The following is a 13883-nucleotide window of genomic DNA, read 5'->3' as shown; positions in this document are numbered from 1 at the left end:
GATAGAAGACAGACGTAACTCTAATAATATCAATGTATTATGTTGTGGCACGCATTTCGCAAACGGGTAGGTTGGAGGGATATCCATGTCCGAGATAGAAAAAGAAACCGTTGTTGCTAGCCCCGACGCTCCCGTTGAGAAAAAGAAAGGCGGCAAAAAAATTATTCTTATCGCCGTTGTGCTGGTTCTATTGCTTGGGGGCGGAGGCGCAGGATTTTATTTCTGGCGGATCGCGGGAACTCAGGCGGCTGAGGTGCCCGACAAAAAGGCGGGGGAAAAGAAGACTTCAAACAAAAAGACCGAGGCGGAATCAGATCCTGAGATCGGGCCGAAAGGCTCAAAGAAATCAGGTGCTCTCGAGAGTGCAATACCTGAGGACGAAGAAGTCAAACAGATCGTTGAACTTCCGCCGTTCATAGTAAATTTGGCTGACACGGAACAGGCGAGATACTTGCGGATGACAGTTAGCCTTGGGGTTGCCGGTGAAGAAAGCGAAAAGCCGGACCAGCTATTTATTACTCGCGTTCGCAACGCCATGCTGGCTGTCTTGTCAGAAAAGAGCTCAGAGCAGATCCTTACTGCCGAAGGAAAGACCAAACTTCGAAAAGAGCTTCTGCAAGCAGCAAAGGCAGCCTCGACGGAACCCGAGGTTAAGGCTATATACATAACAGACTTTATCGTCCAACTCTAAGAGACTGATGCAACCAGAAAACGAAAAGATCCTTGCGTCATGGGCCGATTTTCTTGATCTGCCGCTGGAACTATCTCTGGAATTGGGGCGGGTAAGGATGTCAGTTCGCGAGATATTAGATCTTCAACCCTCGAGCATTGTAAAACTGGGTCGTTCGACGGGCGAGGGTGTAGATATTCGTGCGGATAACAAACCACTAATGCGGGGTGAGATCGTCGTTATCGAAGATAGAGCGGGCGTTCGCATCAGCGAGATCTTAACGGATATAAACTAATGAATAGGAAGCGGTTTTTACATTCATTGGCCATCCTGCTGGCTATAGTTTCCCTTGCCCCGTCGGTATTTCCACAAGCTCCTAAGCAAACACCCGCCAACGAAACGGTTCCGCAGGTTATGACCGAGGAAGACCGTCTTCTGTTCATGCAGAGTGACGACGACCCGGCTCCGCAGGAACCCAGTTCGAGCGGCCTGATCATTAAATCGGTCGGAGCTCTTTTGCTAGTCATCAGTCTTCTATTTTTCGGCACCTGGACGCTCAAAAAGCTGGGTGTTGGCGGCAAAAAAGGAAAAGATGGAGAGGCACTAAGCCTAACCGTTCTCTCGACGCTCTCGATGGGGAACGGGCGGACGATCTCGACGATCCGGTTTGGCGAGCGCGTATTGCTCGTAGGAGCAACGCCGCAGAGTTTCACGCTGCTTGCCGAGGAACTGCCTTTGCCTGAAGATGTTTTTGCCAGGAATCTACGATCGGTGGCAGACATGCTTGCGGATGAAGGCCCGGCGTTTGATGACGAGTTCGAGCTTGCGAAAAGCAAGTTGGGGATGTGGCAAACCCGCGGAGGTGCTGCGTGATCAGAGTTTTGATCTTGCCGTTATTCCTATTAGCGTTCATCGGCCTTGCTTCGCTCACGGTCGAAGCTCAAGGTCCTGCACCGCAAACCTCGGGAGCGCCTGAACAAACTATCGACCTCGCCAAGACCGCAAACAGCTCGACACCTCTGCAGATCGTTGTAATGCTGACCCTGCTCAGCTTCATCCCTGCGATCTTGATATCGATGACGTGTTTTACGCGCTTGATAGTGGTGTTTCACTTTTTGCGTCAGGCGCTGGGCACGCAGGAGGCTCCGAATAATCAAATACTCATCGGTCTTGCTTTATTCATTACCCTTTTCGTAATGAGCCCGACGATCAAACAGATCTACGAAGGGGCATACAAGCCAATGTCCGAGGGAACGATGTCGCAAGGCGACGCACTTGAAAAAGGCCTAGTTCCGCTGCGTGCCTACATGATAAAGCACGCGCGGGAAAAAGATCTTGCTCTATTTATCCGGCTATCGAAAAGCGCCAGGCCAAATTCAGTTGACGAAGTACCCACAACGGCTCTGATCCCGGCATACATGATCTCGGAACTCAAAACGGCATTTCAGATCGGTTTCGTCTTGTTTCTGCCGTTCTTGATCATTGACCTCGCTGTTTCCAGCGTTTTGCTGTCGATGGGAATGATGCAGCTGCCGCCAGTGATCGTTTCAATGCCATTGAAGATATTGCTTTTCGTCATGGTTGACGGTTGGTATCTGATCGTAACGTCTCTCGTGAAAAGTGTTATGTAACCATGAATGATGCTCTAGTCACATCGATGATGCAGAATGCGCTCACGACACTGATGTGGATCGTGGGCCCGATGCTTGCCGTTGCAATATTGGTTGGCGTCGTAGTGAGTCTGATCCAGACTTTGACTTCGATCCAGGATCAGACATTTTCTTTTGCTCCGCGGGTGATCGCAATTTTTACCGTTTTCCTGGTCACATTTCCCTGGATACTGCGCGTTTTGATCACGTTTACTTCGTCGATACTCTCCGATTTCACTCCTTTTATTAAGTAGCCGCAACGTGGAAACATTCGAAGTACCGCTCAGGCCCATTCTTGTATTTATCGTCGTGCTGGCAAGGGTCGGCGGCCTGGTAACGTTTGCTCCTTTTTGGGCTAATCGTGTAGTAAGCCCGAAGATCCGTATCGTTCTTGCGTTTGTTTTGGCGTTTGCGCTAACTCCGGTGATCATGACGAGGATCGAGACACCACCCTCGGATCTGGGCCCACTGACCATCGTCATCATCGGCGAGATCGTTATCGGCATGGTTTTTGGGTTTGTCGGACGGATCGTGTTCAGCGGCTTGGAAATGGCTACATTCCTGATCAGTTCACAGATGGGTTTTTCGCTCGCGGGAACGATTGACCCATCAACGCAGGCACAAACGACAGCATTTGGCATTATCGGGCAAATGCTTGGCCTGATGATCTTATTAGCTGCTGACGGACATCATTGGTTCCTTGCGGCGACGGTAAAAAGCTTTTCGATAACCGCTCCGGGGACATTTAATTTTACGCCGGCATTGCTTGATTTGATCCTGAAGCTATCAGCAAATGCTCTTGTCGTGGGCGTTACGCTTGCGGCACCGGCGATCATAGTTCTGCTTGCCGTCGAGTTTGCTCTGGAACTATTTGGCCGGACAGCTCCGCAATTTCAGGTTTTCATCCTGGGTTTTCCTATCAAGATCGCAGTCGGATTATCTTTGATCGGGGCGTCCCTATATTTCATTCCCGCTGCGGTGAGGGATGTTCTGGGGAGCATATATCACGGCCTCGTAAACGCCATGGGAGCGATGTGACATGGCAATGGAGCGCACAGAGAAGGCCACGCCCAAACGGCGCGAGGATGCCCGAAAAAAGGGCCAGATCGCGCGTGGAGCGGAACTGCCTGCCGCACTGTCATTCCTTGGGGCATTGATCATGCTCAAATTCCTCGCCGAGGATATGTTTAACCGCGTCGGGTATAGCCTAAAAAGTGCGGCTTTTAGCATCTCGCACCTAAAGCCGTTGACTGACGCCGAACTGCACATTTTGCTTCTTGAGGCAGGCAAGATGCTGATCTTATTTGCCCTTCCGGTGATAATGATCGGATTTGTTGGTGTCGTTGCAGGTAACTTTGCGCAGGGCGGCCTTTCGTTTGCCAGCGAAGCATTAATGCCGAAAGCCGAAAAATTTAGTCCTGCCAAGAACATAAAACGCATTTTCGGCCTCGATTCCCTGGTAAATCTTTGCAAATCGCTCGTTAAATTGATTTTTATTGCGGTTGTCGCCTACGGCGTACTGGCTCCGGTAATCGAGGCTGCCCCCACGTTTGTCAACGCACCGCTGGGAACGGTGGCAGTGCGGCTGAGCGAAACGTTATATAGCCTGGCACTCAGATGCGGGATAGTTTTAATTGTCTTGGCCGCTGCTGATTATGGCTATGCATGGTACAAACATGAGAAGTCTCTACGAATGAGCAAGCAGGATATTCGCGACGAATTTAAGCAGCAGGAAGGCGATCCAATGCTGAAAGGGCAGCGAAGAAGGGCTGCCCGAGCACTGGCCCAACGTCGATCGATCGCTGACGTTCCGACAGCCTCTGTCGTGATAACAAATCCCACTCACTTCGCTGTTGCCTTGCGGTACGATCGTGACAAGGACGCAGCTCCGATCGTCGTTGCAAAAGGAGCCGATACGATCGCTGCTAAGATCCGTGAGATCGCTCGCGATAACGACATCCCATTGATAGAAAATCCGCCGCTTGCCCGCGCGCTCTACAAAGTCGTAGAACCCAAGCAAATGATACCTGTTGAGTTTTTTGCAGCGGTTGCAGAGATCCTCGCCTATGTGTTTCGTCAGAAAGAGAGTTAAACTAATGCCTTTGTTACAGACTCAAAAGTTTATCCTGACGAATGCAACAGCCGTTTGACCACAACTCGACACTGCTAGATCTATCTGGGCGGAGCGATTTACTGACATTCCTCGATGTTTCGCCTCTTCCTGCCCTCGTGATCGATAGGGATCAGAGGATAACTGCCGCGAATGATTCAGCCCGGGATTTCCTGATAACCGGTGAGGTTCGGCTTGTAGGAGCACGATTTGGCGACTGGATCCGATCTGCCGAACGAATCGTGTGGCTAACCGAAAATAATCATTCGGGTGAAAAGAAAGATAGACGTGAACTATGTGAATTTGCATGTGGCGATGGCTCATATGCGTGGGGCGAGATCCACGGAAGGCATCTATCCGATGGTCGATGGCTGCTCCTAATAAATGACATTTCCGCCCGGAAAAGGGCCGAAAAATCACTTCTGGCTTCCGAGAAGCAGCGTTGGAAAATGCAGCGGACCGAAGCCCTCGAAAGGCTTGCGGGCGGCATAGCCCACGATTTTAACAATTTTCTTGCGGTTATCTTGCTGCAGACTGACATGATCAACCTTCAGCTCAGTGAGGACGATCCGCTCGTGAATCGAGTAAATGAGATCAGGGCAGTCGCAAACGATGCCGCAGCGATCGTTCTTCAACTTCTCGCATTTGGTCGGCGTCAGGCGATGAACCCGTCTCCAATAGTGCTCAATGACTTGCTCGAGGCTTCATCTCGTGACTTTTGTGCCCTATTAGGCGAGGAGATCGAGCTAATTCTTGATCTCGATCGGGAATTGGGAGTTAGTTTTGTGGACGCCGGACAGATCGCTCAGGCTTTGATGTATCTTGTGATCAATGCCAGAGATGCAATGCCCGAAGGGGGACGGGTAACGATAAAAACAACAAATATAGACAAGGGCGGGCGACTAATACATAAAACCCAGGCCAACGCTGAGTATGTACAGATCGAAGTAATTGACACGGGAAAGGGTATTGACCCGCGCCTGATAGATAACATTTTTGAGCCGTTTTTTTCAACCAAAGGCTCGAATAGATCGGCTGGCCTAAGTCTTGCGACCGTCTACGGAATAGTTAAACAATCGGGCGGTTTTATTTGGGTAACGAGTATTCAAGATGGTGGAACGACATTTAAGATTCAGTTTCCACGTATCGATCAGCCAAAAGTTAGGGCAAAACCGGCAAACCATGGGAAGAATGGCAGTCATATCGATACCATTCTCCTTTTGGACGATGAGATATCTGTTCGGAAGGTGGCAGCCGAAGGTCTAAGACGAGAAGGCTTTCGTGTCCTCGAGGCTGCAAATGGTATGGATGCGATCGATATTGCCCGAACGTTTCCGGACCCGATCGATCTGATAATCGCGGATTATTGTATGCCAGTAATGAATGGGGCCGAGGCTGCCGAGCGGATAAAAAAATACCATTCTAGCGCCTCCGTAATTCTTATGTCGGGTGATCCCGGAACCTACAGAGAAGGATCGAAGGAAAACGCGTATGCGGTTTTCCTTGCCAAGCCTTTTTCGCTGGCAAGTCTTGCGAAAATAGTGAAAGACGTACTTAGAGCTAGGCTCCCTGCGGCATAGAAACTGCTCGCTGAATAGGTGCGTTGACCTGAATCCGGTCTGCTACCATCCCAGTCTCAACCAGGTTTGCGAGCCTAAGAATTAGGGATGTCGTGATCTCCTGTCCGGCCGGCAGTAGCGTAGAGCCGCGAAGTGTCACCAAGGGACCGCCGAGATACATCCCCGGCTCAAGATCCGCTACCCTTAATTCCAGACTCTCAAAATCATCTGTTGTGGTATCGACTGATCTCTGTAGTGCAACAAGCACTTCGGCGTCGTACCAACCAGTCCTTTCTGATAATTCACGCACGGCGCTATGTGGGCTGATACCGTTCTGGATCAACCGATCATAATCGATAACGGTCTTGAGGATGCGTGATCCAATAGTCGGAGCATCGTTTTGGGGTGAGCCGAAACCGTTCTCCGAATAACGGCGATTTTGCCCCAGAATTATTGTTGCGACATTCTCCATCCTAGGGATCCTGATCACGAGATCGTGGCCGATCTGTGGATGTTGGTTAAAGAGCCCGGTTTCTTTGTTCGACAGCGGAATATTAGAGGCTATTTTCTGCAAAATATCCTCGGGAACACTGACACAACCGATCTGCGAAAGCATTGCAGCGAACTCAACCTCCCAAACTTTCTCCACTTTTAGACGTTCGGCCAGATCTTTAGCGAGCTTTCTTACCCGGCCGGAACGGTTGAAAGCGGTCGGGTTTACGATCGATAATATATCCAGTAAAACTTGTAAACTTCTGCTCAGGGTTTGTTCCAATAGCTGTTTTTCTGCAGTGATCAGCCGGTATTGCTCGAGACCCGCAAGAAGAGTTTTGGTCAGTCGCTCGGGCGGACACGGTTTGGTCAAAAAGCGAAAAATGTTCCCTTCATTGACCGCATCGATCGCCGTTTGCTGATCAGAATTGCCAGTCAGCATCATACGAACGGTTTTTGGCGCGATCAGTTTTACCCGGGTGAGCAGTTCGATGCCATTCATCCTTGGCATTCTCATGTCTGAGAGGATAACGGCGAAGGGTTTTTCACTCTGGATCATCGCGAGCGCCTGTTCACCGCCCTCGGCTACTGAGACCTCGAAATCCTTTCGGAGTGTTCGTTTGAAAGCATCGAGTACATTCGCCTCGTCATCGACGCATAGAATTCTTGTATTCGTGTAGTTCATTCTTTCTTACCATACAGCCAGTACCGGATCTGCAGATTGAGCGCCGAAAACCTCCTGCCAAACCGGAAGCCTCTCGATCAAACCGATCTGGGACAGGTAATCGAGGTGTAGCTTTGTGTCGCAGGTATCTTGTTCCAAATGCGCCTTCCGTAAGATCCCGTTAGCCGCATGGACTGCGGTCAGGGCAGTGAATCTTTCGCCCGGTACAGCTAAAGGATCATGGTGAAAAGCTACGGCCCGAACGACCTCGTTGGGCAGTCCCCAGAGGCCAAGCAGATAAGCGCCGACCTCTGCGTGGGTGGCTCCAAAAACCTGTGTCTCGGCATCAACCATCGATATATGTTCGGCGGCGAACAACTCGCACGCGGTACGATATTCCTCCGGCACGTTGACCGCCAGGATGATGCGGCCAATATCATGCAGGAGACCCGCCGTGAATGCGTCGCTTCGCGTATCAGTCTTCTCGATCGCGGCAATGTTGCTTGCGGCGACACCGACAGACATACTATGGGCCCAAAGGTCTGCAAACATTGCCCCCTGACCGCGTTGCTCAAACTGGGATATTACACCAACACCAAGCGTCAGACTGGCTATCGTTTCCAATCCCAGGAAGTCGACGGCAGTCCGGGCATCCGAGATCGGCCGGGAAATCCCAAAGAAGGCTGAGTTGACGATCTGTAAGATCTTGACCGTCATGCCGATATCCCTGCGAATGAGCTCGGCAATTCGTCTAGTAGAGCAATCGGCTTTGCCTAGTTCGTCAACGAGCTCAACATAGATACCCGGCAGGCTAGGAATCGACGGTAGCCGCGAGACAAGCTGCCGAAGGCCCCGGTCGGTCAGCAATTCACGCTGGGCACAGACATTTGTGATGGTTGTTTTTAAGACTTCCGGATCGCATGGCTTCGAGAGATATTGATGAGCTGAACCTACGGAGCTCATGCTGCCTTCTTTTTCCGAATAACCAGAGAGTATGACCCTGACAATGTGCGGATGAAGCTCGCTAACTTTTTCAAGGAGTTCGGCGCCACCCATCCCCGGCATTTTCATGTCCGAAACGATGACATCCACATCGATCTCAGCGAGGATGTGCAGAGCTTCCTCGCCACTACAGGCGAACGACATTTTCCAGTCCGAACGCTGCCCGCGCAACATCCGTTGAAGGGCGCTGAGAATGTTAGGTTCATCATCTACAAAAAGAATACTGATCATATTGGAAGCTCCGGCGGATCATCAAATAAAGAAAGGCAACCGGGATACTAGCTTCATATCGGCATTCTACCCAAGCTCTTTAGCATAATTTCCCAGTTCGCCTAATCAGCTAAGGTATTGGGAATCAGGAGAATCGGGTATATTGTTGCTATGATTCTCAGGCTTTTTCTAACGCTTCTTTGCTCAAGCACTGTCGTGGTAATGACCGTCTCATTTGGTTACGCGAGTTCGTTTGTCACCGTAAAAGGGCATAAACTTTACCGTCAGAACGCCCCGTACTATTTTGTCGGGACGAACTATTGGTACGGCAGCCTTCTCGGGCTCGAAAAAGACAAGAAACGTGGAGCCGAGCGGCTCAATCGTGAGCTCGATTTTCTCAAGGCAAATGGCGTAACCAACCTTCGCTTGCTTGCCGGCGCCGAAGGCTCAGGTTTGCTGAACGGTGTAACCCGTGTTGGCCCGCCGCTGCAGCCGGAAAAGGGGAAGTTTGATGAATCCATTCTGGACGGACTTGATCTTGTTCTTTATGAGATGGGAAAGCGTGGAATGACCGCGGTTATTTTCTTCAGCAATAACTGGGAATGGAGCGGTGGTTTTCAGCAATATCTGATATGGAACGGTATTGTTTCGAAAAAATGGCTTGCCGCCAAGCCATCATGGGATGAATTGCGCGACATCGTCAGTAAATTTTATGCCTGCGACCCTTGTAAGGATGGGTATAAGCAGCAAGTAAAGCTGGTTCTTAACCGCAAGAATCGCCACACCGGGAAACCTTATATCAGCGACCCAACAATAATGGCATGGGAACTCGCAAACGAGCCGAGGCCGATGCGTCCGACAGCAAATGAGGACTATCAACGATGGGCTTCCGATACTGCCGCGATGATCAGATCGATCGATAAGAACCATCTGATCACAGCCGGCCACGAGGGCTGGATCGGAACTCAAGACGTTAGTTTGTTCGAATCAATTCACGCTGACAAAAATATTGACTATTTAACGATTCACATCTGGCCAAAAAACTGGGGTTGGTTTGGTGATAAGCGAATGGTTGAAGATTTTCCGAAGGTTGTTTCTGAAACAGAAAAGTACATCGCTGAGAATCTGGCGGTGGCCATAAAACTAGATAAACCCCTGGTCATAGAGGAGTTTGGAATGCCGCGGGACGAGCAATCGTTTTCGATCAGAAGCACCACAGTCATTCGAGACGAATATTATAAAAAGATATTTTCCTATGTCGGTCATCAACCCGGGGGGAAGCCGCAGATCGCGGGGGCAAACTTCTGGGCGTTCGGCGGCACATCACGGCCGATTGATGGCCAGCTCTTTTGGAAATCCGGAGACGAGCTAATGGGAGATCCTCCAATGGAGGAACAGGGGCTGAATTCAGTTTTTGATTCTGATCGAACCACTTGGGAGGTCATCTGCTCAGTCGGAAAGAAGGCTGTGAAAGGCTTGAGGTAAGGTGCCTATAACGATCCTTCGGCCTTAATTACTGCGGGATTTTTGGGATTTATCTTTTTCAGCTTTTCGATAGTTGTTTTCAGGCTCTCTTTGTCGCCTTTTTCGCTGTATGCGAGCGCGAGGTTTTGGAGCGTTATTTCATGCTCGGGATCAATTCCAAGGGAAACCTTGTATTCTTTGATCGCACGATCTATGTCGCGGGGTTCGCGTAAGAAAAAAGTCAGCCCAAGATCAGTCCGGACGCTGATGTTCTTTGGCTCCTTCTCCAGTGCCCTGACGTACCAGGATTCTGCGATCTCATACTTTTCTGCATCAAAAAAAGCGTTTCCAGCTTTTATAATTGGTTCGGCTTCCGCTGGTTTTAGTTTGCTGGCCACCTCATAGTATTTGGCCGCATCCTCAAACCGTTGTATCTGATAGTACAGATCCGCGGCCGTCATTTGAGCTTCGAAGTTTTGCGGCTGCTGTTTAGCTTTTTCGATCGACTCCATTACCTGAGCTGTGGGGGCGGTTTGAGTCGCATCTCCGGTCGATCCACCGACGGGCGGATGGTCGGGCGGGATAGCGGGATTAGCCGGAGCCCCGGTAACGCTTAATGACTGGGTTGAAGCCTTTTCGATGCCCGTTTTATTGACGCTATTCGCAAAAACAAACCCGACAACCAGGCCGACTATCAGCCCAAAGACACCGAACATTATGTTTTCTTTCTTCATTACTATTTAATAGTAATACCGATCGACTCTAAAAATCTATTAGGCCGCTCGCCGCCGATCAGGGCGAAAACAAAATCATTTTTGATCGTTCCAACCTCTTCTTTGGTAACGACATTTTCCAAGACAAGCTCATGCTCACGCATTTCCTTGATCCCGACGCCAAATTTTAGATCGAGGATGCCGTCCTCCGCGCAAGTATACAACTGCAGCTTATTGCCAAATTTGACGGTCGGGGCCAGATAATCGCGAACAAGCACCGTAACCTTGTTCATGTCCTCTGGCTTTCGCGGTGTGATCGATGCCCCATCACGAACCGCGACTAGGTCAACGGCCGCCTCGACCGCAACATTACCGCCGCCGACAACGACCAGATGCTTACCTCGAAAATCCATTGGGTTTGAGAGCCCGTAGATGACCTTTTGCTGCTCGCGCCCGTCGATGATCGCCTTAAGATCTTCATTTGGCAGCCGGAGTTTGTTCGGGGCACCGCGTAGGCCGATGGCTATAATGACGCGCCGAGATCGATAGGTTTGAGGTTTTTTTTCTGCTCCGCGTTCGGTGTTGGTTATAAAATAATCGCCGTCCTCGGCGCGGTTCACCGTTTTACAGCTTTCGTTTTCGTTTATAACCACGCCTTTGTCGGCGAGGCTGTTAAGCCAAACATTGAGAATGTTTTCGCGTTGATCCCCCGGAATTTTTGTCTCGAGCTGGTCGATGATCTCAGCCATTAAAGTTTGCAAAAGGGTATCGCTATGAGCGAGGAAATGTGATCGATAGAGATTTGCCCAGTCGCCTTGGCCTTTAGATCGGAGGAAAAGGACAATGCGTTTTTTTAGTTCTTTTTCGATCTTTTCGGAAAGCAATGGGGATAATTCGGCTTGCAAGGCCCGTGGAATTTTCGCAATGATCTGAGCATGGATCAACGGTGTCTGTTCGTGTGCGAAGTTAACGAGTTCTGCACCTACGGCGTCGATAACTGTTTGGCTGTCATCTGCGGCGTCACCACCATATTTGGCTTTTGCGAGCCCGAGGCCGGTCACAGGAATGCCGCCGAACCAATCCTTAGTGTCAGGTTTGAAGAAAATATATTTCCCTTTCGGGTACAGATCGATCGTCGAAAGGATCTTGTCCTGCTCGATACCGACGTAACGCAGTTTTGCCTCACACGCGGCGGCGGCGGCTGAAGCTCCGCCCTGGCCGATACCGATTATCGCTACGTCGTATTCAGCCTTAGGCTCGGGCGGAGCGGAGGCAAGGTCGGATGCAATATGTGCGATAACGTCCGCACCTTCTTTAACGGCATTCTTAATAAGTGGAACGCCTGAGACATCGCCGATAATGAAACAACCCGGAACATTCGTCTGAAACGATGCTCCATCCCTCGTCGGGGTGGGCATAGAACGAACTTCTTTCGCCGTGTTGATGACGATGCAGGCTTTTGGATTGACGGGACATTCGGCCTGGCAGGCCGTGTCCTCCATACAAAGGTCGGGAGCTACGGCTGATGCTCTACCGTCTACGATCGCCAAGACGTCGTGTGGACAGGCATCCACACAAGCCTGACAGCCAATGCACCTTTCCGGAAAAATTACTGGATGTGGATAGCTGGGACCGCGATACTTTTCCAGGCCAAGTTCCTTAAGTTCGCTGCGATCCAGTGTGCGGATGTGAGTCGGCGGAGCCGCTCTTTCATCCCGAGCCCGAAAAAAGCCAAATGCCCTGGCCGAATCTGTAAAAATAATAAATAAACCCGACGCAACACCGACCAGGGCGAGGCTTGCCCAACCGATCCAGGTGAGCCCGCCATATCGGGGCATGGATTCGGGTACGATCATCTGGTTCAGCCAGATGAGCAGGCCGAGAACGGTTAAGCATGAAAGTATATGAAAGAATTTCATTGGCCGCTCATTTTCGTAATTTGATCGATCACCGCAGTCCTCCGGCGGGTTAGTGCATCCGGGGTCAAAAACTCATTCCAACGCCCTGCGCTGTAAGGATGTTGTACGTGGCATGAGATGCAGTTCGCCGGCAACGCCCCGAACCGCTTGTCTCTGTCGACTGCGTCAATCGCTGTTGTGTGGCACGCAGCACAGGTTTGCCGGGGCGTGGTGCGATCGATCGGGTCGAAGCTGTTATGGCACGTCGAGCATGAGACCAGACCCTTGGAATCACCTTTCACACCCGCAGGAGCCTTTAATCGTGCTACATGGATCGTGTGAAACTGCCTGCTCAGCCGTGCCTGCTCATCTTTGTCGCCGGTTGCTGAGTTGTTTATCTCAGGGATCGCATCAGCAACCTCTTTATAAACACCTTTCCATTTCCAAACGCCGTCAACGATCGGGTATCCGTAGGAACCCGCGTGAGCTGTGCGAACCGATTTGCCGTTATAGGTTTTGGAATTACTGTCATTGTGACACTCGGCACAACTCTGGATAGCCGTTGTCGTAATTTGGAAATCGGCACCCTGATGTTCCTTGTGACAAACCGTACAGGTTATGCCTGCCTGCTCGTGGGCTTTCGTATTCGACGCGTGAAATTCAGTTCCCTGATGGCACTTGATGCAGGAATTTTCCAAGGGCTCATTCGGCGTATGGCAGGTTGTACAAGAATTGCCGTTTGACGCGGCGGCTATAGTGCTGCCCTCAATCTTTTGAGCGTGTGGGTTTGAGAGAGGCTTGGGCGCATAAGTTTGAGGATAGCGGAAAAAAGCGAATGCTCCGACAGCTCCTATCAGTAAAAATGCCCACACAAAAAGACCGAATCGCCAAGGCCGCCGTAGATCGCCGGTCGGCCGCCAGTTGAACATCGCTTTTCCCGGCTTTGGTTTTTCGGTAGGCCGTAGCCGTGTACCCCAGTCTTCTTTCTCTCGGTTGCGCTTTTCCCAGAAAACCTTCAGGACGCCGTCGGATGTCGGCGCCGGTGTTTTTGGTGTGGCGGGCTTCGGTGCGAGTCCGCCTGTATTTTTAGGTATCTGCTCCGAAAACTGTGATTCGACGATCAGTAATAGATCATCTTCAAATCGGCCGACCGTCAGAGTGAATGGCCCGATCTGGATCGTATCGCCGTCAGCCAAAATATCGTCTTTTTGAGCCCCGAGCAGCCGTCCGTTCAGCGTCAGAACATTTGACGTTGATAGATTTATGAGGAAATACTTCCCGTCGCGGAAATTGATCCCGGCGTGGATTCGAGAGACGGTATTGTGATCGAGCACGATCTCGCACGTATCGAGGCGGCCAATGTAAATGCCATCCTTACCGACCGTAAACGAAGGTTTATCAAGATCGGAGTAAGATACCGTAAATTTTCCCGTTTCCTGGCCCATCAAAAGT

14 protein-coding genes are annotated in these 13883 nt (G+C 50.7%); 9 read left to right on the top strand and 5 right to left on the bottom strand.

What is annotated here, in order from left to right:
- Positions 1 to 85 precede the first annotated feature (85 nt).
- Genes IPG22_05260 through IPG22_05225 form a run of 8 tightly spaced genes read left to right on the top strand, consistent with a single transcriptional unit; the run spans position 86 to position 6009 of the window.
- A complete protein-coding gene (locus IPG22_05260) occupies positions 86 to 691 on the top strand; it encodes a flagellar basal body-associated FliL family protein (GenBank protein ID MBK6587710.1) in 606 nt (201 codons plus the stop codon).
- Positions 692 to 698: 7 nt separating this feature from the next.
- Entirely contained in the window at positions 699 to 965 is a 267-nt protein-coding gene (locus IPG22_05255; protein MBK6587709.1) for a FliM/FliN family flagellar motor switch protein, read from the top strand.
- Complete coding sequence (locus IPG22_05250; GenBank protein MBK6587708.1) at positions 965 to 1543, top strand: flagellar biosynthetic protein FliO; 579 nt, start codon at positions 965 to 967, stop codon at positions 1541 to 1543. The genes IPG22_05255 and IPG22_05250 overlap by 1 nt, the downstream gene beginning before the upstream one ends.
- The gene (gene fliP / locus IPG22_05245) at positions 1540 to 2301 is read left to right on the top strand and encodes a flagellar type III secretion system pore protein FliP (protein MBK6587707.1); all 762 of its coding nucleotides are present in this window, start codon (positions 1540 to 1542) and stop codon (positions 2299 to 2301) included. The genes IPG22_05250 and fliP overlap by 4 nt, the downstream gene beginning before the upstream one ends.
- Positions 2302 to 2303: 2 nt before the next feature.
- On the top strand, positions 2304 to 2573 hold the full coding sequence (locus tag IPG22_05240; GenBank protein ID MBK6587706.1) for a flagellar biosynthetic protein FliQ: 270 nt from the start codon (positions 2304 to 2306) through the stop codon (positions 2571 to 2573).
- A 7-nt stretch (positions 2574 to 2580) separates the two neighbouring features.
- Complete coding sequence (gene fliR, locus IPG22_05235) at positions 2581 to 3357, top strand: flagellar biosynthetic protein FliR (protein MBK6587705.1); 777 nt, start codon at positions 2581 to 2583, stop codon at positions 3355 to 3357.
- A gap of 7 nt (positions 3358 to 3364) precedes the next feature.
- Positions 3365 to 4411, top strand: coding sequence for a flagellar biosynthesis protein FlhB (gene flhB, locus IPG22_05230; protein ID MBK6587704.1), 1047 nt, complete (start codon positions 3365 to 3367; stop codon positions 4409 to 4411).
- 41 nt (positions 4412 to 4452) lie between these two features.
- Positions 4453 to 6009: a response regulator gene (locus IPG22_05225; protein MBK6587703.1), complete on the top strand. Its 1557-nt coding sequence runs from the start codon at positions 4453 to 4455 to the stop codon at positions 6007 to 6009.
- On the opposite strand, the gene IPG22_05220 is transcribed toward IPG22_05225, so the two are convergent.
- Positions 5990 to 7165 carry a response regulator gene (locus IPG22_05220; protein ID MBK6587702.1) on the bottom strand — a complete coding sequence of 392 codons (1176 nt, stop codon included), beginning with the start codon at positions 7163 to 7165 and terminating at the stop codon, positions 5990 to 5992. The genes IPG22_05225 and IPG22_05220 overlap by 20 nt on opposite strands.
- Before the next feature lie 6 nt (positions 7166 to 7171).
- The gene (locus tag IPG22_05215) at positions 7172 to 8377 is read right to left on the bottom strand and encodes an HDOD domain-containing protein (protein ID MBK6587701.1); all 1206 of its coding nucleotides are present in this window, start codon (positions 8375 to 8377) and stop codon (positions 7172 to 7174) included.
- A 150-nt stretch (positions 8378 to 8527) separates the two neighbouring features.
- Between IPG22_05215 and IPG22_05210 the strand changes: the two genes are divergently transcribed.
- Positions 8528 to 9841, top strand: a complete 1314-nt coding sequence (locus IPG22_05210) for a cellulase family glycosylhydrolase (GenBank protein MBK6587700.1) — start codon at positions 8528 to 8530, stop codon at positions 9839 to 9841.
- A gap of 5 nt (positions 9842 to 9846) precedes the next feature.
- On the opposite strand, the gene IPG22_05205 is transcribed toward IPG22_05210, so the two are convergent.
- The 3 genes from IPG22_05205 to IPG22_05195 are packed head-to-tail and all read right to left on the bottom strand — an operon-like array spanning position 9847 to position 13876.
- A complete protein-coding gene (locus tag IPG22_05205) occupies positions 9847 to 10554 on the bottom strand; it encodes a tetratricopeptide repeat protein (GenBank protein MBK6587699.1) in 708 nt (235 codons plus the stop codon).
- Between the two features lie 2 nt (positions 10555 to 10556).
- The gene (locus IPG22_05200) at positions 10557 to 12452 is read right to left on the bottom strand and encodes an NAD(P)-binding domain-containing protein (protein ID MBK6587698.1); all 1896 of its coding nucleotides are present in this window, start codon (positions 12450 to 12452) and stop codon (positions 10557 to 10559) included.
- Complete coding sequence (locus IPG22_05195; protein ID MBK6587697.1) at positions 12449 to 13876, bottom strand: FHA domain-containing protein; 1428 nt, start codon at positions 13874 to 13876, stop codon at positions 12449 to 12451. Before IPG22_05195 ends, IPG22_05200 begins: the two co-directional genes overlap by 4 nt.
- Positions 13877 to 13883 lie beyond the last annotated feature (7 nt).

The sequence above is a fragment of the Acidobacteriota bacterium genome (genome assembly GCA_016703965.1).
Classification (GTDB): Bacteria; Acidobacteriota; Blastocatellia; order Pyrinomonadales; family Pyrinomonadaceae; genus OLB17.
This window is presented reverse-complemented; position numbering and strand designations above follow the sequence as displayed.

What these genes read in the sequence shown, in the direction of transcription:
- IPG22_05260 (MBK6587710.1), top strand. Translation starts at nt 86, where the DNA reads ATGTCCGAGATAGAAAAAGAAACCGTTGTTGCTAGCCCCGACGCTCCC.
- IPG22_05255 (MBK6587709.1), top strand. Translation starts at nt 699, where the DNA reads ATGCAACCAGAAAACGAAAAGATCCTTGCGTCATGGGCCGATTTTCTT.
- IPG22_05250 (MBK6587708.1), top strand. Translation starts at nt 965, where the DNA reads ATGAATAGGAAGCGGTTTTTACATTCATTGGCCATCCTGCTGGCTATA.
- IPG22_05240 (MBK6587706.1), top strand. Translation starts at nt 2,304, where the DNA reads ATGAATGATGCTCTAGTCACATCGATGATGCAGAATGCGCTCACGACA.
- flhB (MBK6587704.1), top strand. Translation starts at nt 3,365, where the DNA reads ATGGAGCGCACAGAGAAGGCCACGCCCAAACGGCGCGAGGATGCCCGA.
- IPG22_05225 (MBK6587703.1), top strand. Translation starts at nt 4,453, where the DNA reads ATGCAACAGCCGTTTGACCACAACTCGACACTGCTAGATCTATCTGGG.
- IPG22_05220 (MBK6587702.1), bottom strand. Translation starts at nt 7,165, where the DNA reads ATGAACTACACGAATACAAGAATTCTATGCGTCGATGACGAGGCGAAT.
- IPG22_05215 (MBK6587701.1), bottom strand. Translation starts at nt 8,377, where the DNA reads ATGATCAGTATTCTTTTTGTAGATGATGAACCTAACATTCTCAGCGCC.
- IPG22_05210 (MBK6587700.1), top strand. Translation starts at nt 8,528, where the DNA reads ATGATTCTCAGGCTTTTTCTAACGCTTCTTTGCTCAAGCACTGTCGTG.
- IPG22_05205 (MBK6587699.1), bottom strand. Translation starts at nt 10,554, where the DNA reads ATGAAGAAAGAAAACATAATGTTCGGTGTCTTTGGGCTGATAGTCGGC.
- IPG22_05200 (MBK6587698.1), bottom strand. Translation starts at nt 12,452, where the DNA reads ATGAAATTCTTTCATATACTTTCATGCTTAACCGTTCTCGGCCTGCTC.
- IPG22_05195 (MBK6587697.1), bottom strand. Translation starts at nt 13,876, where the DNA reads ATGGGCCAGGAAACGGGAAAATTTACGGTATCTTACTCCGATCTTGAT.